At 67.8% G+C, this 26,753-nt stretch carries 27 protein-coding genes; 9 read left to right on the top strand and 18 right to left on the bottom strand.

Features of this window, described 5'->3' with window-relative positions; all coding sequences use genetic code 11:
* Window positions 1–81 precede the first annotated feature (81 nt).
* The 6 genes from ABD687_RS04925 to ABD687_RS04900 form a co-directional block, all read right to left on the bottom strand.
* Window positions 82–2,613 carry a DUF6493 family protein gene (locus ABD687_RS04925; protein ID WP_310293093.1) on the bottom strand — a complete coding sequence of 844 codons (2,532 nt, stop codon included), beginning with the start codon at window positions 2,611–2,613 and terminating at the stop codon, window positions 82–84.
* Complete coding sequence (locus tag ABD687_RS04920; protein WP_310293095.1) at window positions 2,610–4,112, bottom strand: SWIM zinc finger family protein; 1,503 nt, start codon at window positions 4,110–4,112, stop codon at window positions 2,610–2,612. The genes ABD687_RS04925 and ABD687_RS04920 overlap by 4 nt, the downstream gene beginning before the upstream one ends.
* 62 nt (window positions 4,113–4,174) lie before the next feature.
* Window positions 4,175–4,489, bottom strand: a complete 315-nt coding sequence (locus ABD687_RS04915) for an antibiotic biosynthesis monooxygenase family protein (RefSeq protein ID WP_310293097.1) — start codon at window positions 4,487–4,489, stop codon at window positions 4,175–4,177.
* A 125-nt stretch (window positions 4,490–4,614) separates the two neighbouring features.
* Complete coding sequence (locus ABD687_RS04910) at window positions 4,615–5,061, bottom strand: SRPBCC family protein (protein ID WP_310293098.1); 447 nt, start codon at window positions 5,059–5,061, stop codon at window positions 4,615–4,617.
* Window positions 5,062–5,088: 27 nt separating this feature from the next.
* Window positions 5,089–6,057 (bottom strand): TIGR03086 family metal-binding protein, encoded by a 969-nt coding sequence (locus tag ABD687_RS04905; protein WP_310293099.1) that lies wholly within the window; start codon window positions 6,055–6,057, stop codon window positions 5,089–5,091.
* A 20-nt stretch (window positions 6,058–6,077) separates the two neighbouring features.
* A complete protein-coding gene (locus ABD687_RS04900; protein ID WP_310293100.1) occupies window positions 6,078–6,377 on the bottom strand; it encodes an ArsR/SmtB family transcription factor in 300 nt (99 codons plus the stop codon).
* Between the two features lie 160 nt (window positions 6,378–6,537).
* Between ABD687_RS04900 and ABD687_RS04895 the strand changes: the two genes are divergently transcribed.
* From ABD687_RS04895 to ABD687_RS04870, 6 genes are read left to right on the top strand one after another with little or no spacing between them, the layout of a single operon-like run.
* The gene (locus tag ABD687_RS04895) at window positions 6,538–7,266 is read left to right on the top strand and encodes an NUDIX hydrolase (protein ID WP_310293102.1); all 729 of its coding nucleotides are present in this window, start codon (window positions 6,538–6,540) and stop codon (window positions 7,264–7,266) included.
* The gene (gene nadA / locus ABD687_RS04890; protein ID WP_310293104.1) at window positions 7,263–8,531 is read left to right on the top strand and encodes a quinolinate synthase NadA; all 1,269 of its coding nucleotides are present in this window, start codon (window positions 7,263–7,265) and stop codon (window positions 8,529–8,531) included. The genes ABD687_RS04895 and nadA overlap by 4 nt, the downstream gene beginning before the upstream one ends.
* Window positions 8,528–10,219 carry an L-aspartate oxidase gene (nadB, locus tag ABD687_RS04885; protein ID WP_310293106.1) on the top strand — a complete coding sequence of 564 codons (1,692 nt, stop codon included), beginning with the start codon at window positions 8,528–8,530 and terminating at the stop codon, window positions 10,217–10,219. The genes nadA and nadB overlap by 4 nt, the downstream gene beginning before the upstream one ends.
* A 37-nt stretch (window positions 10,220–10,256) precedes the next feature.
* A complete protein-coding gene (gene nadC / locus ABD687_RS04880) occupies window positions 10,257–11,114 on the top strand; it encodes a carboxylating nicotinate-nucleotide diphosphorylase (protein ID WP_310293538.1) in 858 nt (285 codons plus the stop codon).
* Between the two features lies 1 nt (window position 11,115).
* Window positions 11,116–12,261 (top strand): cysteine desulfurase family protein, encoded by a 1,146-nt coding sequence (locus tag ABD687_RS04875; protein WP_310293108.1) that lies wholly within the window; start codon window positions 11,116–11,118, stop codon window positions 12,259–12,261.
* 51 nt (window positions 12,262–12,312) lie between these two features.
* Window positions 12,313–12,789 carry an ATP-dependent endonuclease gene (locus tag ABD687_RS04870; protein WP_310293109.1) on the top strand — a complete coding sequence of 159 codons (477 nt, stop codon included), beginning with the start codon at window positions 12,313–12,315 and terminating at the stop codon, window positions 12,787–12,789.
* Between the two features lie 70 nt (window positions 12,790–12,859).
* Here ABD687_RS04870 and ABD687_RS04865 read toward each other — a convergent pair whose 3' ends face one another.
* Window positions 12,860–13,228, bottom strand: a complete 369-nt coding sequence (locus tag ABD687_RS04865) for a hypothetical protein (protein WP_310293111.1) — start codon at window positions 13,226–13,228, stop codon at window positions 12,860–12,862.
* A gap of 296 nt (window positions 13,229–13,524) precedes the next feature.
* Entirely contained in the window at window positions 13,525–14,013 is a 489-nt protein-coding gene (locus ABD687_RS04860; protein ID WP_310293112.1) for a GNAT family N-acetyltransferase, read from the bottom strand.
* A gap of 157 nt (window positions 14,014–14,170) precedes the next feature.
* On the opposite strand from ABD687_RS04860, the gene ABD687_RS04855 reads away from it, so the two are divergent.
* Complete coding sequence (locus ABD687_RS04855; RefSeq protein WP_310293114.1) at window positions 14,171–15,691, top strand: sensor histidine kinase; 1,521 nt, start codon at window positions 14,171–14,173, stop codon at window positions 15,689–15,691.
* Between the two features lie 12 nt (window positions 15,692–15,703).
* Here ABD687_RS04855 and ABD687_RS04850 read toward each other — a convergent pair whose 3' ends face one another.
* The 8 genes from ABD687_RS04850 to ABD687_RS04815 form a co-directional block, all read right to left on the bottom strand.
* Window positions 15,704–16,426, bottom strand: a complete 723-nt coding sequence (locus tag ABD687_RS04850) for a response regulator (RefSeq protein WP_264269351.1) — start codon at window positions 16,424–16,426, stop codon at window positions 15,704–15,706.
* 146 nt (window positions 16,427–16,572) lie between these two features.
* Window positions 16,573–17,028: an HD domain-containing protein gene (locus ABD687_RS04845; RefSeq protein WP_310293116.1), complete on the bottom strand. Its 456-nt coding sequence runs from the start codon at window positions 17,026–17,028 to the stop codon at window positions 16,573–16,575.
* A 191-nt stretch (window positions 17,029–17,219) separates the two neighbouring features.
* Complete coding sequence (locus tag ABD687_RS04840) at window positions 17,220–17,756, bottom strand: DUF488 domain-containing protein (protein WP_310293118.1); 537 nt, start codon at window positions 17,754–17,756, stop codon at window positions 17,220–17,222.
* Window positions 17,757–17,865: 109 nt separating this feature from the next.
* Window positions 17,866–18,537, bottom strand: coding sequence for a GNAT family N-acetyltransferase (locus ABD687_RS04835; protein WP_310293120.1), 672 nt, complete (start codon window positions 18,535–18,537; stop codon window positions 17,866–17,868).
* Between the two features lie 10 nt (window positions 18,538–18,547).
* On the bottom strand, window positions 18,548–19,363 hold the full coding sequence (locus ABD687_RS04830) for a carbohydrate ABC transporter permease (protein ID WP_310293122.1): 816 nt from the start codon (window positions 19,361–19,363) through the stop codon (window positions 18,548–18,550).
* Window positions 19,360–20,280, bottom strand: a complete 921-nt coding sequence (locus ABD687_RS04825; RefSeq protein WP_310293124.1) for a carbohydrate ABC transporter permease — start codon at window positions 20,278–20,280, stop codon at window positions 19,360–19,362. Before ABD687_RS04825 ends, ABD687_RS04830 begins: the two co-directional genes overlap by 4 nt.
* The gene (locus ABD687_RS04820; RefSeq protein ID WP_310293125.1) at window positions 20,255–21,619 is read right to left on the bottom strand and encodes an ABC transporter substrate-binding protein; all 1,365 of its coding nucleotides are present in this window, start codon (window positions 21,617–21,619) and stop codon (window positions 20,255–20,257) included. Before ABD687_RS04820 ends, ABD687_RS04825 begins: the two co-directional genes overlap by 26 nt.
* Before the next feature lie 79 nt (window positions 21,620–21,698).
* A complete protein-coding gene (locus ABD687_RS04815; RefSeq protein WP_310293127.1) occupies window positions 21,699–22,814 on the bottom strand; it encodes a PfkB family carbohydrate kinase in 1,116 nt (371 codons plus the stop codon).
* A 187-nt stretch (window positions 22,815–23,001) separates the two neighbouring features.
* Here ABD687_RS04815 and ABD687_RS04810 point away from each other — a divergent pair, with 187 nt between their 5' ends.
* Both ABD687_RS04810 and ABD687_RS04805 read left to right on the top strand, forming a co-directional pair.
* Window positions 23,002–23,751 (top strand): DeoR/GlpR family DNA-binding transcription regulator, encoded by a 750-nt coding sequence (locus ABD687_RS04810; RefSeq protein WP_310293130.1) that lies wholly within the window; start codon window positions 23,002–23,004, stop codon window positions 23,749–23,751.
* Window positions 23,748–25,100 (top strand): 6-phospho-beta-glucosidase, encoded by a 1,353-nt coding sequence (locus ABD687_RS04805; RefSeq protein WP_310293131.1) that lies wholly within the window; start codon window positions 23,748–23,750, stop codon window positions 25,098–25,100. The genes ABD687_RS04810 and ABD687_RS04805 overlap by 4 nt, the downstream gene beginning before the upstream one ends.
* 28 nt (window positions 25,101–25,128) lie before the next feature.
* Here ABD687_RS04805 and ABD687_RS04800 read toward each other — a convergent pair whose 3' ends face one another.
* Both ABD687_RS04800 and ABD687_RS04795 read right to left on the bottom strand, forming a co-directional pair.
* On the bottom strand, window positions 25,129–26,211 hold the full coding sequence (locus tag ABD687_RS04800) for a carboxylate-amine ligase (RefSeq protein WP_310293133.1): 1,083 nt from the start codon (window positions 26,209–26,211) through the stop codon (window positions 25,129–25,131).
* Window positions 26,212–26,224: 13 nt separating this feature from the next.
* Window positions 26,225–26,698, bottom strand: a complete 474-nt coding sequence (locus ABD687_RS04795) for a hypothetical protein (protein ID WP_310293135.1) — start codon at window positions 26,696–26,698, stop codon at window positions 26,225–26,227.
* Window positions 26,699–26,753 lie beyond the last annotated feature (55 nt).

Raw genomic sequence — 26,753 nt, 5'->3', positions numbered from 1 at the left:
GAATAGTGGTGGCTTGGCGAGTTGCTTCGACGCTCCGGAGGTGAGCGGGGCCGGCACCCGCCGCTCCACGGTGAGCACCTACTACAGCGCCAGGAGTCCTTTGGCGTTCCGTGTCGCGATAGAGGTGCCGGAAAAACCCTTCAGCCAGGCGCGCAGTGCGGCGGACTCCGGCGGGACATGCGCACGGATGCATTCCTCCAGATACACGCCCAGGAGCCTGCCGACACCATGCTGGGCACGTTCCAAGCGGGGCAGCAAATGGGCCAGCACCTCCCGGGTCGCGGTGGCCGCGGAGCCGGAGATGCCGGCGGCATCGGCCAGCGACGCGGCCCAGCGAGAAAGGACGCATGCCCGGGCACAGTGCGCCAGGGCTGCGGCAAACGGTTCGGCTCCCATTCGCTCCGGAATCGCCAGCGCGAACAGCTCGGAGGCACGGATACGGACCTCGGCTCGCTTGGCGGCCAGGCCCAAGGCCAGGAGTTCGGCGGTCGGCCCCTCCCACCGTCCGGCATGCACTTCCAGTGCGGCCAGGACAGCATCCTCCACCGCGGGGTCCGGCGTCTGCATCGCGCGGTTCAACCAGGAGATGGACGCGGCGGCCAGCGAGAGGGTGCTGGGCGGGAATGCCATCGCGCTTTGGCGGATTTCCAGTGCGGAAGCAACCTGGAAGGCATCGGCGGCGGACGGAATGATGCTGGGGAACTCCGCCGACGCCCGGCCTTGGGGACCTGCGTCGGCCTTGACCTTCCACCAGGTGTAGCTCCGCAGCTTCCCGTCATCCTTGAACGTTGAGGTCTCAGATTTCCAGCGGAGGCAGAGTGTGGCGGGATGCCCCTGTCCCGCAACTGCCAGTCCCGCCTCCAGCAGGTGGCCGTCAATGGCAAAGGGCGCGTGGGCCCGTGCGGCGGCCACCCACCAGGCTGCGTCGTTGATTGCCGCCGGCGGGCCGCCCAATGCGTACGCCATGGCGTTGCCGGCCTCCGTGCCCGCGGGGCGGACATCGGCCTTTTGCAGTTGTTCGAGTGCGGCGGGACGATTCTCTGGTGCCAGGCGCAGCAATGCGGCCAGGGTATCGAAACGAAGGGGATCCCTGCCTGCCGCGTCGTTGGCCAGGAAACGGGCCACCAGTGCGGCGGGCTCGATCCAGCCGCATGTTGCGGTGGGCGTCGCCAGCAGTACCCGGTGCTCCGCGCGTTCCTGCAGGATCTCTATGACTTCCCGCACCCGTTTGTACAGCACCGGAACGATCGAGCGGTCTTCGGGCCACGAAACCTTCGACTCCTGGTCTTGCCCCGAGCGCCGCGCGCGCGTCGGCGGCCTGAACCTGAAGTCCGGATCGGCACCGGCAAGGATCAGTTCCGCCACCACGTTTTCGTTGTTCCCGCCGAGTTTGGCCGCGCGCCGGGCCAGCGGGCGCAACAGCTCGCATGCATCCCGGGAGGCCAGCCGGGACAGCGCCAATTCGAAGGCAACCGGGTCGCCCGGATTTTCCAGGAGCATCGCCAGGTGCTCCTGCATCTCGGACTCGGCCCAGTCGGGCACCGGAACGGGGTGCGGCCACGGCGGTTGCCGCGGCACCACGGCACCGGTCACTCCCGCCGGGGAGGCGGGGGCCTCCGGGGACCCGGAGAACTCTGCCCGGGGCAGGCGTGCTGCGAACTCGATGGACACGGCGGGCGACAAACCCGGCGACCCGGCACGCAGCAGGTCATCCCGGCCGAAATCCGCCAGCAAGGCGGTGGCCGCCCGCTGCACGTCGTGGTGTGGGTGGTCCATCCCCGCTTGGGCGGCGGCAAAAAGCCCGGTCCCGGCAATCCCTGCAGCGTTGCCGGCCATGGACCGAAGAATGGCCAGGACCTTCAGCGCCGAGGTCTTGGGGGCGGCCAGGGCGGGCGCGGCATGGCGGATGAACCCCTCGGAATCAAGCGTTCCCGCCCGGTGCAACAGTTGTGCCTGCCGCACCGCCAGTGCCGTGGTGGCGGAATTGTTCGAGGCCAGCAGGCGGAGCAGCTCGCCCTGGTTGTTCCGGGCCTCGGCGGCGTCGGGCGCCAGGGCGTCATGCAGCCTGGAAAACCAGCCGGCGCGGTAGGCGGAGAAATCCCGGTTCAACGCCTCGAGGCAGCTGCGCAGCACGCGAGATCGCTCGAGGGTTCCCTCGGCAACCAGCGCCAGGATGGTATCCGTCCAGGTATGGTTCTCGTCGCTGTACTTGTCGACGTTTGCCAGGGAGATCTCACCGCCGCCCTCCACTTCGAAGAACCGCCAGAAAACGTGTTCGCGCAGGTAGTCGTCGTGCCTCAGCATGAATTTCCGGACCCCGCCGGTGTCGGAGCGTCCGCCGAGGTGGCCCACGGCCGCCAGGACGTAGTCGTCGTCGTGCACCAATTGCACGCAGTGGAAGAGTTCGGCCAGCCGCACGGACACGAAGTCCCGGCGCTGCGTCCATCTCCTGGACAGCTCCCGGATGTCTTTCTCGGCGTACGCCGCGGGCTCGGCGGGGTCGGTGACCTTGAGCAGCTGCTCATTCAGGGACGCCAGATCGGTGCCCGGCCGCGCAACCAGGGCATCGAGGTCCTGGTCGAATTCCCACCACTGGTAGGGCCGCCGGCTCAAGGTCCCAGCCCGTCTGGCACCTGGGGTGTGCGGGATGCACCCGTTGGCGGAAACCCGGTCCCCGGCTGCGCGATGCGGGCGGCCAGGATGTGCTTGCAGGGGCCGCGCCCGTCGCGGTGGGTCGCAAACCAGGGGCAGCTGCAACTGTCGGTTCCGCCGTCCCGCTGGCGCACCACGTACTCGTTGCCACCCGAATGCACCGTGAACCCACGGACGTCCGCCCCGCCGCGCGGTTCGGCCGACGATGCCGGCAGGGGCCGTACCGCGCCGAGGGAAGCCAGCCGTTGCGCGTCGGCCAGGCGGGGGTTCAGTCCCGTCGCGAAGGCGGTGTCCAGGGGCAGGGGGCGATGGAAGTAGCTTCCTTCGGCGACGTCGAAGCCGACCTGCCCGGAGATTGCCAGCACCGCGAGCGCGTCCGTCACCGCAGGAATGCGGAGCCCTGTTCGCCGGCCCAGATCCGGGATGTCGATGGAGGAATCGAGGGCCAGGGCAGAATCGAGAAGCAGTGCATTCCGGGGAGCCGAGTCGGAGGACAGCCGGTGCAACACCCCGCCCTCGCCGGAAAACCCGCGCGACTTCCCGGGGCTGAGCGTCAGGCTCAGGCGGGCGCCGGGCATGTCCAGCACCCAGCAGCTGGCCGCGGGAAGCGAGTCGGCATCGATGTCCGGTCCGTAGGCGCGCAGGCCCGTGGCAAAACGCAACAACGGACCCAGGGCCAACAGGCGTTCGGGACCGGCGAGGCACACGGCGCCCGGGGCGGGCCGCGAGGCCGTGCGCAGAGATCGGGCGGCCCGGGCGGCCCACAACACCGTGCCGGTGGAGCTGGTGCGGGGCAGGGACCCGATGAAGCGCTTGGCTTCCGCGGGCCCCAGCTCGTGGCGCAATTTCATTGCGGTGCCCGAGGCCTGGACCTCGCACAGGCCCCTGAGCCAGCGGTTCGGCAGCTCGACCCGTTCCTCGGTCCGCTCGGAATCCATGGTGCGCACCCGAACGTCGGCTTCCCCGATGGCAAGGTGCAGGGGCTCGCCGTGGCGCAGCCCGGCCAGAGCCTGTCGCAGGGGTGGGTTGATGTCGATGTTCGTCACTCCGCTGGCCGTGAACTCGGTGTCCAGCGACGCGGCCGGGATATCGAGCCGGGCGTGGACACCGCAGCAGGCGCTGAAGGATTCGAAGCGCAATCCCGCGGGCGTCGAGGTGATAACCGGATCCGCCGCGCGCAGGATGGCGGCAAGCATTCCGGGCGGCACGTAGAACCGGGTGCGGGCGACCCTGGCCACCACGAGCAGGGCCTGGGCCACGGCCAGGGGATTCGCGGGGAACCCGGCGTAGAAATACGGATTGGCAACCGGCGTTCGGGTCGCGTCCATCCCGCCGTTGGTGGCCAAGTGCATGTGGGCCGTTCCCGCATGGTCTTCCAGGATCGAGACTCGGCCATACCCGTAGCACTGCTCGACCGACTGCCGTCCGGGAAATTCCGGGGTGGTGAGGGGTGTGCTCATGGACGGGTCACCTTCTCGCGATGGCCACCTGCGGGAGGCCGCGTGGGCTCATTGGTCCCATGCTAACCGAGACGGTCGGCCGAAAGGTGTTCGATGGCCTCGAAATGTTCGACCACCGGGAACGGCTCGTAGAAGCGATGCAGCAGGCGCTTCCATTGAACGTAGTTGGATGATCCCCGGAAGCCGACGGTATGCGCTTCGACGTTCTCCCAGGAGGCCAGCAACAGGAAGTGGTTGGGGGTCTCGATGCTGCGTGAGAGTTGCAGGCCGAGGAAGCCGTCGGTGGCGGCGATGAGCGGGCGCGCCTGTTCGAAGGCGGCCATGAATTCGTCTTCCATTCCGATGATGACTGGCAACAATGCGTGTTCGGTGATCATGGTTTCCAGTCTGCACCAGTGGAGCGCACCGACGCGAAACGGAGTCGCGGACCTGCGTGTCCGCGCCACAACGCCGATGCGCCCACCCTGGCAGGGGAGCCGGGGCGAGCGCAGCGACCTGCGGGTCAGCGGTCCGCTGCTCCGGATTCGAGGAGCTCCTTGAGCTTCCTTAGGTCCTTGCCCATGGCATGGCGCATCATGGGGGCCATCAGGAAGCCGGCCACCTTGGAAAAACCTGCCGGCTCGCCGGTGTTGGCCAGCACCATGCGGGTCGCCGAACCCTCGTCGCTCCACGTGTAGGTGGTTTGCATGGGGAAGGGGCCCTGGGCGGTGCGCATGACCAGCCTGCTGCCGGGCACCCATTCGACGAACTCGTAGGTGTACTTCAGCTCGCGCCCCAGGAAGCGGGCACCGAAATCCACGAGCGTGCCGACACCCACCGGCGGGCCGCCGCGGTGAACGGCCGAACCGATGTTTGCGTACCACGTGGGTGCATTGTTGGGATCGGCCGCGAACCCGGCAACGGCCGCCCGCGGCCGCTGGATCACGATCTCGCATTTGACGTCGACCATTGGTGCTCCTGAGGTGTTCCGGCCCGCTCAGCGGGCGGAAACTTCGCGGCCGGTGAAGGCCACGAGGCGTTCGAGGCTGGCTGCGGATTCGTCGACCAGGGTCTCCTGGGCAAAGCTGGCGCCGCGCATCTGCGGGCTGATGGTGTTGCGGGCCAGTGAGAGGACGTAGTCCGAGAGTTCGGGGGCGACGTCCAGCTCGGCTCCGGTGGCCGTGGCCAGGTCCCAGGCGTGGACCAGGAACTCGAGGTTCAGGATGTTCGCGACCATGGTTGCGGGCAGTTCGGCGAAGCCCATGTCGATGGTGCCCTCGAGCCCGCGCTTGGTGAAGGCCTCCAGCGTCGACTGGGCGGCGTCGGCCACCCGGGCCTCGGCCGAGGCGGAGGGGTCATCGAGCAATTCCAGGCCCAGGGCCTTGCCGATGCCGCTGACCGAACCGACCAGGTGGTCCACCAGCTGGGTGACGCTGAAGTTCTCGCACGGGGTGGGCAGGCCGTTGTCGGCCGGCTTGAGCTGGTGCAGGACGCGCTGGGCGATGGCAAGGGTTGCCTCGGCGCTGGTGAGCTCGTTGAGCGGATCGGGGACCGCTGCCCAGTCGTCGGCACCGGCGTCGCCGTCGGTCACGAAGCGCACCAGACGGTCCATGAAGTGGTTCCAGCCCTCGGTGTGCCCGGCGACTTCCTCGGTGGCCAGACCCTCGTGCAGCAGGGTGAGCCGGGTGCCGCCCTCGGCCGGCTCCAGGGTGATGGTGACCGTCGAGGTGTCGGACGCGGAGCCTTCCCAGCCCCAGTCGAAGACCAGGCGCTTGCCGGGCTCGACCTCCTTGACCTGGCCGACAGCGGAATGCCCGGGGGTGATGGTCCAGCGGTATTCGCCGCCGGCACGCAGGTCCATGCGTGCGGCGACGGTCTGCCAGCGGCGCAGCCGTTCCGGCCGGGTCACCAGTTCGAAGGCGGCCTCGGGATCGAGCGGGAGGAACACGGATTTTTCGATGGACATGGGGATTCTCCTTGGGGTGTTCATGAATTCGGACCCGTGGCCTCGGCGACCAGCAGGTCCAGCTCTGTGGTCCAGAAGGACTCCAGCGCCCGGCGCAACGTGGCCATCCCGGAGGGATCAAGCCGGTAGTACCGGTTTCGGCCGTCTTTCCTGGCCGTGACCAGCCCAACTTCTGCCAACAACAGCAGGTGTTGGGAGATGGCCGAGCGGGTCACGGGGAAGTGCTCGGCCAGTTTGCTGACGGTGTGTTCCCCGTCGGCAAGGATGTGGAGCAGGGCGCGCCTGGTGGGCTCGGCAGCGGTTTCCAGAACGTCAGGCACAAAAGATACGTTAGCGGTCGCTAACGCATCGCGCAACCCCCCTTGCTGCCAGGAGCTTCGACTTGTCGCCGGCCTTCCGCGTCACAGGGCTTGTGGCGGGCCGCGGCGCGCTGTATTCTTAGTTCTGGTCAATATGACACTAACTAGGAAGGTGGACCGGTTGCAGTTTTCGAATGTGGCGGAACGCCGCGAACAACCACCGGCGCTTGCCGTGTCCACGGTCATCTTCTCGCTGCGCGACGACGAGCGCACCGGGCGCAAAAGCCTGTGGCTGCCCCTGGTCCGCCGCACCCGCGAACCCTTCCGCGGCCAGTGGGCACTGCCCGGCGGCCCCCTGGGGCCCCGCGACTCGCTTTTCGACGCCGCGGCGAACAACCTGCGCGACACCACCGGGCTCATCCCGCGCTACCTCGAACAGCTTTACGCGTTCGGGGATCTGGACCGCTCGCCCACCCGCCGGGTCGTCTCCGTCGTCTACTGGGCGCTGGTCCGCGAGGACGACCCGCACGACACCGCCACCTCGGTGCTGCTCGATGACTCCAACGTCGCCTGGTTCCGTGCCGATGACCCCGAGGTCCTGGGGAACCTGGCCTTCGACCACCGCCAAATCATCGAGTATGCGTTGTGGCGGCTGCGCAACAAGGTCGAATACGGCTCCATTGCCCACCGCCTGCTCGGCGAGCGCTTCACCCTCGCCCAGGTCCGCGAGGTCTACGAAGCGGTGCTGGACAAGGAGCTGGACCCGGCAAACTTCCGCCGGACGCTGCGCAGCACCCCCGACATCGAGGAAACCGACGAGTTCCTTGCCGGCGGCAAGCACCGCCCCCCACGCCTTTATCGCTACACCGGCTCAACCACCCATCCCCTTGAGAGCGAGAACATCTCATGAGCAGCATCCAAGCCACCCTGCAGACCCTAAAGCTGGTTTCACCCGAAGCCAGCTGCAACACCGACCTGACCAAGGGTCCCTGGCTCTTTGACACCGGGGAGGCCGCGTACGGCCCGGGGTCCTCGCAGGAAGATGTGGCCCCGGCCGACACCCCGCGGCAGGGGGACATCCCCGCCGAATACCGCGAGGCCTCCGACGAGGAACTCACCGCCCGCATCCTGGCGGCCAAGGAAACCCTCGGTGATTCACTGGTGGTCCTGGGCCACCACTACCAGCGTGACGAGGTGGTGCGCTTCGCCGACTACATCGGCGACTCCTTCCAACTGGCCAACGCGGCATTGACCCGTGAACAGGCCAAGTACATCGTCTTCTGCGGCGTGCACTTCATGGCCGAGACCGCCGACGTGCTCTCCACGGATGAGCAAAAGGTCATCCTGCCCAACCTGGCCGCCGGCTGCTCGATGGCGGACATGGCCGACGAATCCAGTGTCGAGGAATGCTGGGAACAGCTCATGGACCTGTATGCCGACGAGTCGGACGCTGACGGCTTGGCCTCGGTCATCCCCGTGACCTACATGAACTGCTCGGCGGCGCTGAAGGCGTTCGTGGGCAAGCACGGCGGGATCGTGTGCACCTCCTCGAACGCCGCCACGGTGCTGGAATGGGCGTTCGAACGCGGCCGCCGCGTGCTCTTCTTCCCCGACCAGCACCTGGGCCGCAACACCGCCAAGGCCATGGGCGTGCCGCTGGAGCAAATGCCGATGTGGAACCCGCGCAAGCCGCTGGGCGGCAATGAAGCGACCACCCTGCTCGACGCGAAGGTCATCCTCTGGCACGGCTTCTGCTCGGTGCACAAGCGTTTCACCGTGTCCCAGATCGAGCGCGCCCGCAAGGAGCACCCAGGCGTGCGGATCCTGGCGCACCCCGAATGCCCTATGCCGGTGGTCGACGCCGCCGACGAGGCAGGCTCCACCGACTACATCCAGAAGGCAGTGGCCAACGCCCCTGCCGGATCGGTCTTCGGCATCGCCACCGAAATCAACATGGTCAACCGGCTCGCTGCCCAGCACCCCGAGCACACCATCTTCTGCCTGGACCCGGTCATCTGCCCGTGCTCCACCATGTACCGCATCCACCCCGGCTACCTCGCCTGGGTGCTCGAGGCACTGGTGGACGGGGTCGTGCTGAACCAGATCACCGTACCCGCAGGGATCGCCGCCGACGCGAAGGTGGCCCTGGAGCGGATGCTGGCGGCACGGCCGTGAACGCCACCGGGCTGGTGGTCGTGGGCTCCGGCGTAGCCGGGCTCTACGCCGCGCTGACGGCCGCCGTGCGCGGGCTTGACGTGGTCCTGCTGACCAAAGACGCGCTCGCCGACTCCAACTCCTGGTACGCCCAGGGCGGCCTGAGCGCCGTCGGCCCGGCCGGGGCGGCCGCCGGCGACTCGATCGCCAGCCACATTGCCGACACGCTCACTGCCGGGGCGCAGCTCAACGACGCGGACGCGGTGGCCATCATGTGCACCTCCGCGTGGGGACATGTGCAACGGCTCATCGGTGCGGGCGCCGAGTTCGACACCGACGCCTCCGGCACCTTCGCCCTGGGCCTGGAGGCGGCACACGCCCACCCGCGGATCCTGCACGCCGGCGGGGACGCCACCGGCAAGGGCCTGGCCAGTGCGCTGATCCTTGCCTGCCGCGCGCAGCAGGCAGCCGGACGGCTGGAAATCCGCGAGCACGCATTCGTCACCGAATTGCTGACCGAGGAAAACCCGTACGCGGAGGCCGGATCCGACCGGCCGGCCACCATGGTCACGGGGGTGCGGGTGCTCGGAGGCGAGGGACAGAGCGATGAACTGCACGCCGAGGCCGTGCTGCTGGCCACCGGCGGTGCCGGACAGCTCTTTGCCGCCACCACCAACCCGCACGGTGCCACCGCAGACGGGGCCGCCCTGGCCTACCGGGCCGGTGCCGTGCTGGCCGATGCCGAATTCATCCAATTCCACCCCACGCTGGTCAGCCCCGGCGGCTTCATGGTCTCCGAGGCCGTGCGCGGCGAAGGCGCGGTGCTGCTGAACGAACGCGGCGAGCGCTTCATGCAGGCCGTCCACCCGGATGCAGAGCTCGCGCCCCGGGACGTGGTGGCCCGCGCCATCCACGCGGTGCGCGCCCAGGGCGGCACCGTGCACCTGGATGCCCGCGCCGTCGAGGCGCGGCACGGTGCGGGGTTCCTGGCCCGCCGCTTCCCCTCCATCACCCGCGAACTGAAGAAGCTGGGCTATGACCTGGCCGCCGAACCGGTGCCGGTGACGCCCGCTGCCCACTACTGGATGGGCGGGATCCTGACCAACGACACCGGCGCGTCCACGCTGCCCGGGCTCTTTGCCGCGGGCGAGACGGCATGCACCGGGGTGCACGGCGCCAACCGGCTGGCCTCCAACTCGCTGCTCGAGGGCTTGGTCTTCGCCTGGCGCACCGTGGTGAACCTGCCCTCCGACCTCGCGGCCGCCACCGCCCTGGCCGCTGCGGTGGCCAACAGCGCGGGCATGAAGGTGATGGCCACCCGGCCTGCGGGAGCCGGGAACTTCGAGGGTTCCGGCAGCGACCCGGCGGAAACCGCCACCGCGGACATGGACCTGGCCCAGCTGCAGGAACTGGCCCAGCTGCACCTTGGCGTCGAACGCACCGCCGAGGGGCTGCGCAGCGCATTGGACCGGTTGGCTTGCTGGCGAGTGACCGGCAACGACCGGGCTTCCCGTGAGCGCGCCAACCTGCTCACAGTGGCCACCGTCGTGGCCACTGCAGCCCTGGAACGGGAAAACTCCATCGGCGCGCACTACCGCAGTGACGCCACCGCGGCCCCGCAGCCGGCCAACGGGCACCTGCCCCGCTTCGGCCGCGCCCTGGCCGCGACAGCCGCCACCCAGAACCTAAGGACCAAGACCCTTGTCTAACACCACCGCCCCCGCACCGACCCGCACCGCTTCCGTCATGCCGGTCCCCGTGCGCGTCATCGAGAAAATCGTCCTGGCTGCCTTGGAAGAGGACAATCCCCGCGGGGACCTGACCGGGAACACGCTGATCCCCGCGCACACCACCGCCACCGCAGCGGTCATCGCCCGCGAACCGGGCATCTGCGCCGGGCTGGACAGCTTCATCGCCGCCATGAGGCTCTCGGACCCTGCCCTGGAGCTGGTGCCGGCGCTCGCCGACGGGGAGCGATTCGCCGCCGGGGAGACCCTGGTCACGGTCACCGGGCCCGCCCGCGGGCTGCTGGCAGGGGAGCGAGTGGGGCTGAACCTGCTCCAGCGCCTGTCCGGCATCGCCACCGCCACCGCCGCCTTCGTGGCCGAAACGGCCGGCACGAACGCCCGGATCGCCGATACCCGCAAGACCACCCCGGGGCTGCGCGTGCTGGAGCGCTACGCGGTGCGCTGCGGCGGCGGGCACAACCACCGCGACAACCTCTCCGAGGCCGTGATGGCCAAGGACAACCACCTCGCCCTGCTGGGCAAAGGCTCGGAGCTGACCAACGCGTTGCGCAAGGCCCGTGCGTCCCTGGGTCACACCGTCCACTTCGAGGTGGAAATCGATTCCCTGGACCAGCTCGACGCGGTGCTCGCCGCCGGGGTCGACACCATCATGCTGGACAACTTCAACCTGGCCGACCTGGCCACCGGCGTGCGCCGGATCGCCGGGGCCGCGCTGGTGGAGGCCTCTGGCAACGTTAAGCTGGATACCGTGGCAGCCATCGCCGCCACCGGGGTCGACGTCATTTCCTCCGGCGCCCTGACCCACTCGGTGCGCGCCCTTGACCTCGGCCTGGACATCAGGATGGAAGCGAACTGACGTGATCTACCTCGATGCGGCGGCCACCACGCCCGTGCGCCAAGACGTGCTGGATGTCATCATCCCGCTGCTGACCAGCGACTACGGCAACCCCTCCAGCGCCCACTCGATGGGCCAAACGGCCAAGCGGGCCCTGGACTACGCCCGGGCCACCGCCGCGGACGTGCTGGGCGTGCGCACCGGGGACGTGGTCTTCACCTCTGGGGGCACCGAATCCAACAACCTGGCCATCAAGGGCCTGGCGCTGGGCAACCCGCGTGGACGCCACTTGGTGCGCTCGGCCATCGAGCACCCCGCGGTGGCCGAGGCCTGCGCCTACCTGGTGCGCCACCACGGCTTCGAACTCGACGTCGCCCCCGTCGGTTCCGACGGGATCCTGGATATCGACGCGTTCACCAAGCTGCTGCGCCCGGACACCACGCTGGTCTCGGTGATGGCTGTGAACAACGAGGTCGGCACGATCCAGCCGATCGCCGAGGTGGCGGCCGCCGCCCACGCGGTGGGGGCGCTGGTGCATTGCGACGGGGTGCAGGCAGCCGGTTGGCTGGACATGGGCCAGATCGCCGCGCACACGGACGCGCTGAGCATCTCCGGGCACAAGATCGGCGGGCTCAAGGGTGCCGGGCTGCTGATGGTCCGTGGCAAGCTGGCCCTGGAACCGCTGGTCCACGGCGGCGGGCAGGAACGCGAACGCCGCTCCGGCACCGAAAACGTGGCCGGCGCCGTGGCCACCGCCACCGCCCTGTCCCTGGCCGCGGCAGCCAACACCGGCGGCATCGCCGACGGCTACGGACGGCACTTCATCGACACCGTGCTCAAGGGGCTGAACACCGGCGGGCGGATCCGTGCCAGGCTTACCGGGGATCCCACCCGGCGCGTGCCGGGCATCGTCTCCTTCGTCTTTCCGGAGACCGGCGGAGAGACGGTGCTGCTCGAACTCGAGCGCCGCGGGGTGGTGTGTTCCTCGGGCTCGGCCTGCGCCGCCGGGTCCACCGACGCCTCGACCGTGCTGCTGGCCATGGGCTACGACGAGGAGGTGGCACACACCGCGGTGCGGCTGAGCTTCACCCGAAACGTGAAGGAAGCCGAAATTGCCACCGCCGCCCGCGCCGTGGTTGCGGCGGTCAAGGCCATCGCCGGGGAATGAACACGTCCCGGCCATGGAGCCGGGGGCAGGCCATGTGATATCCATGTCTGCATGAGCATCGTGCTGGTTGAAGGCGAGAGCGACGCCGTCGTCATCAGGACCTTGGCCCGGAGGCTGGCCCTGCCCGAACCCCGGGTGCTGCCCGTCGGCGGGTCCAAGGGCGCCCGCCGCGCCGCCGGCGAACTGAACGGCCAGCGGCTTGTCGGTTTGGTGGACGCGGCCGAGAGGCGCGACTTCGAGCGGGTGCTGAAGACGGTGTTTGTCTGCGACCCGGACCTGGAAGCCGAGTTCATCCGTGCCTTGGGCGTGGAAGGCGTCGAAGCGGTCATCGCCGGGCAGGGCGAGCTTGTGTCCTTCCGGCGCCTGCAGTCCCAGCCCTTCCAGCGGGCGCAACCCATCGATCGCCAGCTGGCGCGGTTCTTTGGCGGACGCAGCGGCAACAAGGTGCGCTACGCCGGGCTGCTGGCGGAGGCGGTGCCGTTGGAGGCCATTCCCGCTCCGTTGGCCTCGCTGCTGGCAAGCCTCTGAGTCTTCCGGGTGCCCGCGCGGTTCAGTGTGGGGTTCAGCGCTGGAAGGAATTCCCGGTCCAGGGGGCTGCCTAATTCGTGAGTGGGAACGCGCCGACGGGATTTAGTGCGATGCCCCATACGAGGACAGGAAATAGACCATCAGGGTTGTCATTGCCATGGTCAGCGACGGCACCCAAAACGCGGTCATTGACCATCCGTGCAATCGTGAAAACCGCCGCTACGAGCGGGACGGCGAAAACCAAGACGATCACGGTTGTCACCGCCCACTGCGGCACCGATTGCGTTTGGTGAAAACTTGACGACCCGGCAAGGGCTGCAAGGAAGAACAGCACGATGGCGACCACCGGCTGCACGACCAGGAGGATGATTGACACGACACAGTCAACAACCAACAGGTGTCGCGGTGGCCGGTCATCGACCTGTGCTTCGCTATCCACTCATCGTCCTCAGGCCTGCGCGGACTGTCTGCATCGGCCATCGGCTGAGTCTATCCGGCGATCACCGGGCGCAGCTCCAAGAGTCACAGTAAAGTCCCGCTTCTGCACCGGACCATAACGGGGCGGGGATTGGGAGAGCTCTACCCGCACCTCGCCGATGCCGTCGACCAGCACACCGCAGGGATACACCGGCCAGCTCCGGCAGCGTTGTTGGAACACCACGCACCCCAAAGCCTGATCGAATATGTGTTCTAATCATTTTTCGGGGCACGACGGCCCGGCGGCCTGGGGGGCGGTTACAGCGACCGGTACATCAGGTTCAGCCCCACCATGCCGCGGTCGGGGTGGTTGAAGGCCCCGGGGATCGTGGCCAGGATGCTGAAACCCAGGGACTGCCACAACCGGATGGCATGCGCGTTGGTGGCAACCACGGCATTGAACTGCATGGCCGTGAAGCCCTGCGCCGCGGCCTCCTCGATGACGTGGCGGCCCAGCGTGCGCCCCAGCCCGCGGCCGGAGGCATGGGAAGCGACCATGAACCCGGCATTGGCAATGTGCGAACCCGCGGCCGGCAGGTTGGGATGCAGCTCGGCGGTCCCCGCGATTTTCCCGTCCGGATCCACCGCCACATAGACCGTCCCGCCGGGCTTGCCCATCCACCACGTGCGGCATTCTTCCTCGGTGGCATCCACGGGCCAGCAGTAGGTCTGGCCGGCGCGGACCACCTCCTCGATGATGGGCCACAGGCTCGTCCAATCCCCAGGGGTGGCAACTCGAATATCCATCCACCCAATCTAATCCACCGCAGGCTCCATCGCCTGGTTGCGGATATACATCTTTCCCCCTGTTCCCGGCTGGCGGTGCGCGAGTAAGGTGACGCCTAGGCCGGTACCCCCGGCAGGCACAGGGGAGTGGCACGGTGGAATCGGGAGGACGGTGCACATGTCCAAGCGCAGCGACGCACGGGTGCGCGAACTGCTCGCCTCCATGGCCTCGATCGCCAGCGACCTCTCCGTCACCGCCATCACCCACCGCGTCCTGGACGAGGCGATGAAGATCTTCGGAGCCACCTCGGGGGTGCTCGAGCTGACCAGCGCCTCCCACCAGCAAGGACTCCTGGCCAAGGGCAGTGAAGCCGCCACCTTGGGGGAGCCGGCCGGCAAGGACGAAGCCAAACGCCTGCGCCTGGAATTGATGACTCGGCAACACCACTTCGCCCGCCTCGCCCTGGGACCCAAGAACGGCAAGGACCGCTATTCCCAGGCCGACAGGAAGCTGGGGGAGGCGCTCGCCGGGAGTGCGGGTGTGGCCCTGGAAAATGCCCAGCTCTACCAGGACGCCGCCGACCGTGCCCGCTGGCTGGAAGCCTCGGCCCGCATCGGAGGTCTGCTGGGAGGCGAATCCCCCCACCATACCCAGGGCCTGAACGATGTCGCGGAGCTGGCGCGCCTCGAGGCCCGGGCCAAATACGTCCTGCTGCTGCTCCCCATCGACGGGGACGGTCCCGGCGCGAGTGGATACCGGATTGCCGGGATCAGCAGGCACGTGCACCCGCACCTGGCCGGCCGCGTCCTGCTGGAGCCGGGGGAGCGCCTCGGGTCGGTGCCGCACCGCACCGCACCGACCCTGCTGCCCACCCCCGAGGCAATCGTTCCGCTGGGGGAACTGGCCGACGGGACCCACACCCTGGTGGCCGCGCTGTCGGCCCGCGGCACCCACTACGGGTTGCTCGTTGCCATCAGGGAACACGGAACCGGCCCCTACCGCCCCGTCGAGAGCCAGATGGCAGGGATCTTCGCCGACAACGTCGCCCAAGGCCTGGGACTGGTCCAGATGCACCACCTGCGCGAGGACGTGCTGCTCTACCTGGAACGCGAACGCATCGCCCGGGACCTGCACGACATCGTCATCCAGCGCATCTTCGCCGCCGGCCTTGGCATCAGTGCCCTGCGCAAGCAACTGCCCACCGACGCCACGCGGGAACGTGCCAGCGGCATTGCCCGGGAACTGGACACCACCATCGCCGAATTGCGTGCCACCATCTACTCGCTGCGTGCCCATGCGGGGGAGACGGAGAACCCCAGCTCCCACATCCTGCGCGCCATCCGCCGGGCCTCGGCACCCCTGGACTTCACCCCGGCGCTGCGCCTGGGCGACAACATCGACGCCCTCACCGACGAAACCACGCTCACCCACCTGTTGGCCGTGATCACCGAGGCGCTGAGCAACGTGGGGCGCCACGCCCACGCCCACACCGTGGAACTGTCCATCGAACGCACCGACGACACCCTGGCGCTCGTGCTGCGCGACGACGGAATCGGATTCATCGCCCCCGTGGCCGAAAGCGGTCTGGCAAACATGCGCCAACGCGCCGCAGAACTCGGCGGCACACTGGTCATTGACTCGGCCCCGGGGGAAGGGACAACGCTGCGCTGGGTCGTGCCGATGCCCGCCGAATCCTGAAGCGAGGGAAGGCTAGGTTCCCCCGTCGTTGCGCCCCGGCAGCGGATGGGTCACAAACACCGCAGCCTGCGTGCGGGACTCGAACCCCAGTTTCGCCAACATCGATGACACGTAGTTCTTCACCGTCTTCTCCGCCAAGCGCATGCGCTCGCCGATCTGCCGGTTGCTCAGCCCCTCGCCGACCAGTTCCAGCACCCGGCGTTCCTGCGTGGTCAGCTGGCTGATGCGCGGGTCGGTGTTCTCGTGGGTGATGAGCCCCGAGACGATCCTGGCCTTGAGCCCCGGGGTGAACAGCGATTCGCCGCGAGCTGCCCGGCGCAGCGCGCGGATCAGGTCGTTGCCGGCGATCTGCTTGAGCACGTAGCCGACGGCCCCGGCAAGCACCGCCCCGCGCAGCGCCTGCTCGTCGTCGTAGCTGGTGAGGATCAGGCAGTTCAGCGACCCGTCGATCGAGCGCACGTCGCGGCAGACCTCGATGCCCGTGCCGTCGGGCAGGCGGGCGTCCAGCACCGAGACGTCGGGGCGCAGCGCGGGGATCTGCTTCCGGGCATCGCGCGCCGTCCCGGAGGTGCCCACTACCTCGAAGCCCTCACCCTCCAGCAGCTCGGCCAGGCCGCGGCGGACCAGCTCGTGGTCATCGAGGATGAAGACGCGGATGGGGGCGGCGGATTCGGCGTCGCGGTGGGTGCCGGTGGCCTGGCCAGGGGAAGCATCCGATGTCGCTGCGTGGTCCATGGCGGTTCCTCCCGATCCCCGTTGGCGTGTGCCGGTTACCGTGCACAACTCCCATCCTTGCCGCCGAACCCGCCCCGGACAAGGGGCCAAAGGCCCGTCGTGGAATTCCCGGCCCCGGGGATCTGCGGCAGCGGATGAAACGGTTCTCAGGCCTGCTGCGGGAAGCCGAGGAGCGAGCGGACGCGGGCATACTTTGCCGCCAGGCGGAGCCGCGTTGGTTCGGGCAATTTGGCGGTGCGGGCCGGATCGGTGTTGTCCTCGATGTCGGCGCGTTTGACGCGCAGGGCCGTGGGGTTGGCCCGGATGCGCCCGCAATAGTCTTCCAGCCGTTCGCCCTTGATCTTGGTGACCGCCCTGACCGCTTCGATGACGGTATCGGGGATTCCGGCCTCGGCGAGCTGCGCCGCGGAGACATCGCAGTCTTCCAGCACGTCATGCAGCCAGGCGGCGGCCACTGCCTCGTTCGTGCCGCCGTGCAGGCGTACGCCCGCGGCCACCCGGGCGGGGTGGGTGATGTAGTCGAGCCCTGCCTTGTCCACCTGGCCCGCATGGGCGCGGCGGGCGATGTCTTCGGCAATCCCCACGAATGCTTCTTCGGCCATTGGTTCCTCCGTTGCTTGCAGCACACTGTCCTGCTGCCCAGGATACCGAGACCGGGGGACGGTTGGCCGCAGCGATTGACATTCCGGGGCCCGGGCAAACTACTCGACGCAGGGACGCGTTGGGCGTCAGTGGACGGCGAGGAACTCCTTGGTGGATGAGGCGAACGGCAAAACCCCTGCCGCGGGGGTTCCTAGGAGATGCCCTCTTGGGGCGGGTAGGTGAGGGTGGTTCCCTCGACCTGCGCGAACGAGGTAAGCGTGTGTGGGGTTGCCTTGGTGCTTGAAAAGATGTCCAGGACCTCGACGCCGCGCACCACCAGGGCGTCGCCGACCAGCGAGCGGTGGCAGCGCCAGGGGACGGCCTCTGCGCACATGATGGCGGTGTCGTTGTTCGTGGCACTCTCCAGCAGGTCATCGATGGCAGCTGCGAATTCGCCGGTCTGCATGTAGTCGGCGTAGCCGCGGAAGGAATCGTTGCGCCAGGCACCGTTGATGCTGTCCTTGTGGGTCGGGCGCAGGCCGCCGAGCTCCTTGGCGCGGCGGTAGCCGATGCCGGCGGCGTCCAGGCTTGCGGCCAGGTCCTCGCCGTTGAATTGGGGGTTGTGCCGGGACTTGGGAATGGTCCGGATGTCCACGAGCTGCTTGATGCCGTGGGCGCGCAGGATCTCAATGAAGTCGGCGACCTCGTGGGTGGAATGGCCAATGGTGTGGATACGGGTGGTGGCCATGATGTGCTCCCCTCGTGCCAACCCGGCGTGGATGCCGGGAACGGAAACGGCGCTTGTCTTCAGCGTAGGCGACTTCCCCGCCCATGCCCATGGCTTGCCGCGGAGGTGCTCATCGGCGCTGGGGCTGCGGAGGCCGGCCTTCAAGCCACTGGGCACGGGTGATCGCGTATTCGACATCGCCGAGCTCGTCGCCGTCGATGCGCACCGGCCAGTCGGCGACAAAATGGCGGACCAGGTCCATCCCGCATTTTTCCATGACCATCCGCGAGGCGATGTTCACCGCCATGGTGCTGGCATGGACCCGGGTGACGTCGATGGAATCCGCGCAGAACGCGTGGTCGATGAGCGCGGAGGCCCCCTCGGTGGCCAGGCCTTGGCCCCAGAAACGGTGTTTGAGCCGAAAGCCAAGTTCCGGATCGTCCGCCGGGTCCCCGGGCTCGGGGCGCAGGTGGAACCACCCGGCGAAGTCGCCGCTGTCGCGCAGCTGCGCCACCCAGAACCCGAAGTCGGGCCCCTTCCGGTGGTACTGAAGGTAGGCGGGGATGTACTCGCCGATGATTTCCTGCCGGGGCGTGGGCTTGGAGTTGGTGATGTAGCGCATGACCCGCGGATCCGAATCCAGCTCCACCAGCAGCCCGGCGTCGTCGGCGGTGAATTCGCGCAGCAGGAGCCGCGCGGTCTGCAGCAGGATCCTCATGTCACCAGTGTGCACCGGGGCCAGCGCCCAGGGACAGCCTTGGTCTGCTACCCTGTCGGCATTGTTGCCGTCCGGACAGGGCATGGCGCCGCACCTATTCCTTGACGGCCCCCTCGAGCATGCCCTTGATGAAGTGGCGCTGCATCAGGAAATAGAGCAGGACCACCGGCAGCGCCACCAACACCGCGGCCGCGGCCAACAAGGCCGTGCCCTGGGTGTACTGCCCTTGGAAGAAGGCCAGGCCCAACGGCGCGGTCCGAAACGCTCCGGAGGGTGACATCACCAGCGGGATCAGGAACTCGTTCCAGGTCCACATGAACATCAGCACGACCATGGTGGTGATGGCCGGACGCCCCATGGGCACCAGGATGGAAACGAGGATGCGGGCCTTGGAGGCCCCGTCCACGCGCGCGGCATCCATGATCGAGGGGCTCACGGACTTGAAGTAGGCGCGCATCCAGTAGGTGCCGAACGCGACCGACTGCGCGACCTGGGGCAGGGCAACGGCCCAGAGCGTGTCCGTGAGCCCGAAGGTGCGCAGGTCAAAGAACAGCGGCACGATGATGGCCTCGGAAGGCACCATGATGCCCAGCAGGAAGAGGTAGAAGAGCGCCTGCTCGCCGCGGAAGGACATGGTCCCGAACGCGTAGCCGGAGAGGATCGAGAGCACCACTGCCAGGGACACCACGACCAGCGCCACCATCACCGAGGTGCCCATGTACTGGCCGAAGCGCCCCTCCACCCAGGCGGTGGCGAAGTTCGACGGGTGGAAGGCACCATTGCGGGCGGCGGCCGCATCGGCCGGGCCGAAAGCGGTGGCCAGGATGGAAAGCACGGGGGTGAGCACGATGAGCGAGAAGCCGATGAGGATCGCGTAGTTCAGCGTGCGCTCGGTGCCCGAGACCCTCATGCGCCGCGCTCCGAGATCCGGTTCACGGCCAGCGTGATCAGGAAGATGATCACCGTCAGCGTGACGCCGATGGCGGCCGCGGAGCCGACCTGCCCGGTCTCGAAGGCCCGTCGGTAGACCTCGTAGCTGGGCACCGTGGTGGAGGAACCGGGCCCGCCGGAGGTGGTCATGTAGATCAGGTCGAAGGTCTTCAGCGAGGCCACGATGGTCAGCGTCAGCGCCACGGTGACTTCCGCGCGGACGGCCGGGACGATGATGGCGAAGAACTCGCGGATGGCCCCGGCGCCGTCAAGCCGCGCCGCCTCGAAAAGCTCGGTGGGGATCTTGGCCATGCCGGCAAGCAGCAGCACGGTGACCAGCCCGGTGGACACCCAGGAACCGACCAGCCCGACGGCCGGCAGCGCGAAGGCGTAGTCCCCGAGCCAGGAACGGGTGAGTGCCTCCAGCCCGATGGAGCGCAGCCCGGAGTTCAGCAGGCCGTCGGGGGCGTAGATCTGCTTCCAGGCCACGGAGACCACGACCATCGCAATGACCTGGGGCAGGAACACCAGGACGCGGAAGAGCGGCAGGGCCCGGACCTTGGCGCGGGTCAGCACCGCGGCCAGGACCAGGCCGATGCCGCAGGGCAGCAGCGCGTAGAAGAAGATGAAGGCCGCAGCGTGGCCGAACGCTGCGCGCAGGCGTTCATCGGCGAGGATGTCGGTGTAGTTCCCCACCCCCACGAAGGTGGCCAGGGACAGCCCGTCCCATTCGAAGAGGGAGAGGTGCACCGAGCGGGCCAGCGGGTAGAGCATGAACGCGGTGTAGACCGCCAGGGCCGGTGCAATGAAGAGGTAGGGCGTGATGGTGCGCCCGTGGCGGGCCGAGCGTGTGCCCGGCCCGCCGGTGGTGTCACTTGCCTTGGGTGAAGCCGGCATAGTCAGCTTCCATGGCGTCGGTGAACGCCTTAGCATCGAGCTTGCCGGCCAGCAGGCCCTGCAGCGAGTCGCCGAGGGTGTCTCCCATGGACGGGGTCGCGTAGTCCAGGTACGGCAGCAGGGCGCCCTTGGTGGTGACGGTCTCGAACTCCGTGTAAACGTCCTTGAGCACGCCGGAGGCAGGGGCATACTTCTGGGTGTTGATGACCGGCAGGTTCCCGGTGTCGGCCAACACTGCCATCGCCTCGTCGTTGGTGATGAAGTCGATGTAGGCGGCGGCCAGATCCGGGTTTTCGGTCTTGGAGGTCACGGTGAAGGGCAGCCCGGTGCCGCCGGTGGTGTGCGCGCCGGTCCCGGCGGTTGCCGGCGGGGCGAAGAACCCAACGTCCTCGCCCATGGCGTCGGCCAGGTCCGCGGCCATCCAGGAGCCTCCCATCAGGAACACGCCCTCGCCCTTGGCCAGGTTCTGCCAGGCGGCATCGTATTCGGTGCCGTTGACGCCCTCGTTGAAGTAGCCCTTGGCGTTCCAGTCGGCCAGTTCGGCCGCCGCGGCCTCGTTCTCCGGGGTGTTCCAGGTGGAACCGGCGTTGCCAAAACCAAGCTTCTCGATGTCCTCCGCAGGCGCCTTGGCACCCTGGAGGGGGCCGAAGACGTGGCCCGCGGGCCACTTCTCGATGTTGCCCAGCAGCAGCGGGGTCTCGCCCTTGTCCTTGGCGGTGGCGGTGGCGGACTCGAACCCGGCCCAGTCGGACGGGACGTCCAGGCCCAGGGATTGAAGCTTCTTCTTCGAGTAGAAGACGCCGACCACCTCGCCGACCTGCGGCAGCCCGTAGACCGAGCCGGATCCGAACGTGGTGCCGTCCGTGGAGTACTGCGAGTACTTCAGCACGGAGGCGGGGAAGCGTTCGGTCCAGCCGTAGGCCTGCGCCCACGCATCGAGTGGCAGCAGCTGCCCGGCCTTGACGAAGGAGCCCATGGTGTTGCGGCCGTTGTTGGCCTGGACCACGTCGGGGGCGTCGTTGCCGGACAGCGCCAGGCGCAGGGTCTTGCCCAGGTCCTCGAAGGACTGGGAGTTGCGCTCGATGGTCACGTTCGGATACTTGTCCTCGAAGGCGGCATTGAGCTTGGTCATCTGCTCGTTCTGCCCGCCGCGGACCTCCTGGTCCCAGACGGTGAGCGTCTGCTCGCCCATCTTTGAGACGTCCGTTTCCACGGGGGCACTGGTGAGCGGGGCAGAGGACGTGGGGGCCTCGGAGCCCGGCGTGCAGGCTGAGAGCGTCAGTGCCAGGGCCGCGGCAGCGGCCAAGGCACCGGTGAGGGTCTTGCCTCGGGGTTTCATGGTGGTCCTTTCATGCAAGGTACGTGGTGCAAGTGATGCGACATGTCTCGATGGCCGCCGCCGGGACGGCGGGTGCGGTTCAGCGGGCCGGCGGAAGTGGCTTGTATCCATTGGTCCGGTAGTGTGCCTCGGCCTCGGTCAGCAATCCGAACGTGGCCTCGGCGCGGCGCACGGCATTGAGCTGGTGCTGCGGCAGGACCTCGTCCAGGAAACCGTAGCGCTTGGCGATGTCCCGGCACTCGGCGTTCTCCCGAGCCCGCAGCTTTGTGGACTCCCACCAGTCGGCAATGTCTCCCCAGCCCGGGGAAGCCAGGGAGCCGCCAAAGTGCTTCACGGCCAGGGCCGAGCACAGCGTGGAGAAGAGCAAACGCTGCTCCAGCGGCCAGCCGGCCAGGGTGCCGAGCACGATGCCGGCCGAAAACACGTCGCCGGCGCCGGTCGGGTCGATGGCAGGAACCGGCAGGCTGGGAACGCGGGCGCGTTCGCCGGTGGTGGAGTCGATGGCGATGGCCCCCTCCACGCCCCGGGTGACGACCACCAGCGGGACGCGTGTCGCTAGGGCCTCGAGCGCTGCGTCCGGGGTGGAGGTGCGGGAGTAGGCCATGGCCTCGACGTGGTTGGGCAGGAAGCCGTGGCAGTGTTCCAGATCCCCGAGCATGGCCGGATCCCACTTTTCGGTGGGGTCCCAGCCGACGGCCGCGAAGACCCTGCCCTGGTTCGGGCCGGTGGCCAGCCACCAAGGCGCCTCGTCCCCGGGCAGTGCCAGCTCGGCAATCATGGCCTTGGAAGTTGGCGGGGTTCCGATCAGCTCCATGGCGCTGACGGGCATCGGGTGGCCGTGGGTGACCATGGAACGGTCGCCGCCGCGGGCCAGGGAGACGGTGACCGCCGAATGCCACTCGGGGAAGATGCGCGAGCGGCTTAGGTCTATGCCCTCCTGCTCTTCCAGCAGCGACCAGGACCAGGCGCCGTAGGCATCGTCCCCGAAGCCGGCCGAGAGCCCGGTGGACAGCCCCAGCCGGGCCGCGGCCACGGCGAGGTTCGCGATGCCTCCGGGGACCGATCCCATGCCCTCGGCCCAGACCTCGGTGCCGGGCTGCGGGGCGGAGGGCAGGCCGGTGAAGATGATGTCGAAGAAGAGCGACCCGTGGAGGAAGAGATCAAGGTCGGTGCCGGGATTGGATGCTGTGTCCACCGCTGAGTTCCTCTGACTTGTGCCGCCTGGAGCCTGCCGCTGCGGGTCGGGTCGATGCACCCCCGGATCGCCCGTGGCGGGGGGCCGCTGGGAGCACCCTTGGATTGGACGTTAGCATGCGTCCAGAGACGGTTCAAGTGCTTGAAAATGCTCGTTTTTGCGCATTTCTGACTGCTAGGGTGATGCCATGCTCATCAGCGCGCGACAGGGTTCCATCCTGCGTCGGATCCAGGAGACCGGTGATGTCTCGGTCCAGCAACTGGCCGATGACTTGGGCGTGAGTCTGTCCACCATCAGGCGGGACCTGAACCAACTCTCGTCCGAAGGCCAACTTCGCCGCGTCCACGGGGGCGGGAGCCTCGACGCGGACAAGTTCCCCTTCCGCGAGGTGCTCGCCGCCGGTCCGCCGTCGAAGGAAAACATCGCCCTCCGCGCAGCCGAGCTGGTCAGGGGCGGAGACGTGGTCCTGCTGGATATCGGGACGACCGCCGCCTTGCTCGCCCGGGCACTGCGTGGGCGCCAGATTACGGTGATGACCTCCAGTATTGCGGTGCTCGATGAATTGCGCACCGACACCGAGGTGGAGCTGGTCATCCTCGGGGGAGTCCTGAGGCGCTCCTACCATTCGCTGGTGGGGTCGCTGACCCTCGAATCGCTGGCCAACATTCGTGCCAGCATCGGTTTCCTGGGCTGCAGCGGAGTGCGGCCCGACACCACGGTGCTTGACACCACCGGCATCGAGGTTCCCGTCAAGCACGCACTGCTGGCCACCAGCTCGAATATTGTGCTGTTGGCCGACGAAACGAAATTCCCGGGGGTGGGCCTCCGCGAGGTCTGCACCGCCTCGCGCATTGGCACGCTGGTGACCAGCAAGGGTGCCGATCCCCAGACCCTCGAAGCATTCAGGACATCAGGAAGCGAAGTGATTCTGGCATGAAGCTGACCATCATCGGAGGCGGCGGGTTCCGGGTGCCGCAAATCTTTGAGGCCATCTCGGGCGACACGGAGACGGTGCGCATCACCGACCTGTGCCTCTTCGACTCCGACCCGGAACGGGTGGCAGCCATCGAGGCCGTGCTGGCGCAGATGGCCCCTTCCCTGCCCCGGCCCCCGCGCGTCACCACGGCCTCCGGAGTGGATGAAGCGGTCACGGGTGCCGCCTTCATCTTCTCCGCCATGCGCATCGGAGGCACCGGCGGACGGATCAAGGACGAGAGGATCGCCTTGGAAATGGGCGTGCTCGGCCAGGAAACCACAGGTCCCGGCGGGCTGGCCTACGCCCTGCGCACCCTGCCCCACGCCCGCGACCTCGCCGAGCGCGTGGCCAGGCACGCCCCCGAGGCAATGCTCATCAACTTCACCAACCCCGCGGGCATCGTCACCGAGGCCATGCGGGAGGCGCTGGGAGACAACGTCGTGGGCATCTGCGACACACCGATCGGGCTCATGCGCCGGGCTGTCCACGCCATCGGATCCACCCCCGAGGACGTCGACTTCGACTATGTGGGCCTGAACCACCTCGGCTGGCTGCGCAGCCTCACCGTGGACGGAGTGGACAAACTGCCCGGGCTGTTGGCCGACGACGCGGGGCTCGAAGGCATCGAGGAAGCCAGGCTCATGGGCTCCGACTGGATCAGGGCACTGGGAGCGATTCCCAACGAGTACCTTTACTATTACTACTTCCAGCGTGAAGCCACCGAGCGGCTGCGCGGCTCGGCCGAGACCCGCGGCGAGTTCCTGCACCGCCAGCAGGGACGCTTCTACGAGGAGGCCTGCCACCATCCCGACAGTGCGTTGGAGCTGTGGCAGCGGACCAAGCACGATCGCGAGGCGAGCTACATGGCCGAAAGCCGGCCCGAGTCCGAACGCACCGCTCGCCAGGCCTCCGACATCGAGGGAGGGGGATACCAGCAGGTCGCCCTCGACCTCATGACGGCCCTGCTCGGTGGCAAGCCCGCGACCATGATCCTCAATGTGGCCAATCGCGGTCTGGTTCCCCAGCTGCCCGATGACGCGGTGATCGAGGTGCCGTGCACCGTCACCGGCGACGGCATCGTGCCCCGGCGCATCGCGCCGGTCACCGGCGAGATGCTCGGGCTGCTGCAGCAGGTCAAGGCCGTCGAGCGGTTGACGATTGCAGCTTCGAAAAACAAGAGCGGCGAGCTGGCCTGGCGGGCGCTGGCCGCCCACCCGCTGGTGGATTCAATCTCCGTGGCCAAGTCGTTGCTTGACACCTACCGGGAACAAATCCCGGGGGTGGACGAGGCCTTGTCCGGAGGCGAATGAATCAAGCTTCCGGTCCACGGGGAAAGGTTCAGTCGGCAACCCGGGCGTCAGCCTCGGCCAGCACCTGGTCGAACCCGCCGTCATGGAAGGCGCGGCGCTGGGCCACGGCACCGTTGCCCTCGCTCATCATCCGTTCAAGCCCTGCGCCGACGTATTCGGTGTCTCCGGTGGTCTTCAGTTCCGGGCGGATGTACTGCAGCAGCGACTCCAGGCGCCGGTCGATGCTGCACTTGGTGCCGGTGACCAGATCGTACTGGTTTCCGCGGATCCCAAATTTGGCGGCCTGCCACTGCGCCATGTCCAAGGCCTCGGGCGCCGGATTCGGGATGCGCCCGGGATTGTTGATGCCGGCGGAAACCAAGGCCCGCGCAATCAACGCCAGGAGGACGACGTCGGAGGCGCGCACCTGGGCATCGGCCGTCCTGATCTCCAATGTGGGGTAGCGCGTGGAGAGCCGGGCGGCCCAGCTGATGTGGCCTTGGTCAAGGACCACGTCGGAAGCCAGCAGGAACTCCATCCGGCGCAGGTAGTCCTGTTCATCAGCAAAATACGGTGGAATGCCTTGGATGGACCAGCGGCGGTACTGGATGGTGCGCCAGGACGCGAATCCGCTGTCGGATCCCCGCCAGTAGGGCGAGTTTGCCCCGAAGGCAGTGAGCAGCGGCAGCCATGGCCGGAGCGCGTTCATGGCCTCCACCCCGGAGGCAAGGTCGTCGATCCCCACATGGACATGGGTGCCGCTGAGGTAGTGCTCCGCGGTGATGGCACCGCAGAATTCGTTGATGGAATAGTAGCGTTCTGAAGCGTGCACAGTTGCCGGGCCGGACGGGATCCGCGGCGGCGTGCCCGACCCGACCAAGTGAAGCCCCGCCTGGCGCGCCACAGCCGAAAGTTCCCGGCGGGCGGCGGTGACTGACTCGATCGCCTCTTGGCGCGTGGTGCAGATCGGCGTACTGCGCTCCAGCTGGCAGGAGAGGAATTCGGGATGCGTGGGACTGCTTCCGCCGTTCACTGCCATCAAGTCGTTGTAAACGCGTCGCCGTGGGACGGCCGGCATCCCGGTTTCACGGTCGATGAGGAAGAACTCTTCCTCAATGCCAAAGGTGCGCACCTCGCACTCGCCCCTAATCGACTGCGGTCAAACCGGGCAGCTGCTGGCGGGCACCACGGGCAACCTTCGTGCTGTTGCCGCGATCCAGCTCTGTCACGCGGTAGTGCACATAGCGGGGATTCTCCGCCGCCAGCCTGACGGCCTGGCGGTCTTCGGGCACGTAGGTGGTGAGCATCCCGTAGAAGGACTCGCATGCGCCGCACCAATATTCAACGTCCCAGCATGGAGGCTGGACCCTTTTGGAGTCGAGCAGAAGGGTGACGTTTTCATAGACAAGATATTCGCTGGTGCCACAGCGTTCACAGGTCGGGGCATCATAGGATGGTGCCTCGTTCCTTTGGATGATCCAGGCACCGGCTGACGGGGTTGCCTGCGCGGAAAGCAAAGGCAATCGGGGCACACGCTTGGAAACTGACTTCTTCATGGAGACCACTTTCGACGTACCGTCCAGTAGGTTGGCACACGCTACGTGCAACAATTTCAGCATGTCCCGAACCTGTGCCCTTTAGCAATGAATGGTCACCGTCCACGGGTTCGCCTAG

This window comes from Paeniglutamicibacter sulfureus (assembly GCF_039535115.1).
Taxonomy (GTDB): domain Bacteria; phylum Actinomycetota; class Actinomycetes; order Actinomycetales; family Micrococcaceae; genus Paeniglutamicibacter; species Paeniglutamicibacter sulfureus.
The sequence above is the reverse complement of the archived record's forward strand: the minus strand, read 5'-3'. Positions and strand labels throughout refer to the sequence as shown.

Coding starts and splice junctions, on each gene's coding strand:
- ABD687_RS04920 (WP_310293095.1), bottom strand. CDS start 4,112: ATGAGCACACCCCTCACCACCCCGGAATTTCCCGGACGGCAGTCGGTC.
- ABD687_RS04915 (WP_310293097.1), bottom strand. CDS start 4,489: ATGATCACCGAACACGCATTGTTGCCAGTCATCATCGGAATGGAAGAC.
- ABD687_RS04910 (WP_310293098.1), bottom strand. CDS start 5,061: ATGGTCGACGTCAAATGCGAGATCGTGATCCAGCGGCCGCGGGCGGCC.
- ABD687_RS04905 (WP_310293099.1), bottom strand. CDS start 6,057: ATGTCCATCGAAAAATCCGTGTTCCTCCCGCTCGATCCCGAGGCCGCC.
- nadA (WP_310293104.1), top strand. CDS start 7,263: ATGAGCAGCATCCAAGCCACCCTGCAGACCCTAAAGCTGGTTTCACCC.
- nadC (WP_310293538.1), top strand. CDS start 10,257: ATGCCGGTCCCCGTGCGCGTCATCGAGAAAATCGTCCTGGCTGCCTTG.
- ABD687_RS04870 (WP_310293109.1), top strand. CDS start 12,313: ATGAGCATCGTGCTGGTTGAAGGCGAGAGCGACGCCGTCGTCATCAGG.
- ABD687_RS04860 (WP_310293112.1), bottom strand. CDS start 14,013: ATGGATATTCGAGTTGCCACCCCTGGGGATTGGACGAGCCTGTGGCCC.
- ABD687_RS04855 (WP_310293114.1), top strand. CDS start 14,171: ATGTCCAAGCGCAGCGACGCACGGGTGCGCGAACTGCTCGCCTCCATG.
- ABD687_RS04850 (WP_264269351.1), bottom strand. CDS start 16,426: ATGGACCACGCAGCGACATCGGATGCTTCCCCTGGCCAGGCCACCGGC.
- ABD687_RS04845 (WP_310293116.1), bottom strand. CDS start 17,028: ATGGCCGAAGAAGCATTCGTGGGGATTGCCGAAGACATCGCCCGCCGC.
- ABD687_RS04840 (WP_310293118.1), bottom strand. CDS start 17,756: ATGGCCACCACCCGTATCCACACCATTGGCCATTCCACCCACGAGGTC.
- ABD687_RS04835 (WP_310293120.1), bottom strand. CDS start 18,537: ATGCCCTGTCCGGACGGCAACAATGCCGACAGGGTAGCAGACCAAGGC.
- ABD687_RS04830 (WP_310293122.1), bottom strand. CDS start 19,363: ATGAGGGTCTCGGGCACCGAGCGCACGCTGAACTACGCGATCCTCATC.
- ABD687_RS04825 (WP_310293124.1), bottom strand. CDS start 20,280: ATGCCGGCTTCACCCAAGGCAAGTGACACCACCGGCGGGCCGGGCACA.
- ABD687_RS04820 (WP_310293125.1), bottom strand. CDS start 21,619: ATGAAACCCCGAGGCAAGACCCTCACCGGTGCCTTGGCCGCTGCCGCG.
- ABD687_RS04810 (WP_310293130.1), top strand. CDS start 23,002: ATGCTCATCAGCGCGCGACAGGGTTCCATCCTGCGTCGGATCCAGGAG.
- ABD687_RS04805 (WP_310293131.1), top strand. CDS start 23,748: ATGAAGCTGACCATCATCGGAGGCGGCGGGTTCCGGGTGCCGCAAATC.
- ABD687_RS04795 (WP_310293135.1), bottom strand. CDS start 26,698: ATGCTGAAATTGTTGCACGTAGCGTGTGCCAACCTACTGGACGGTACG.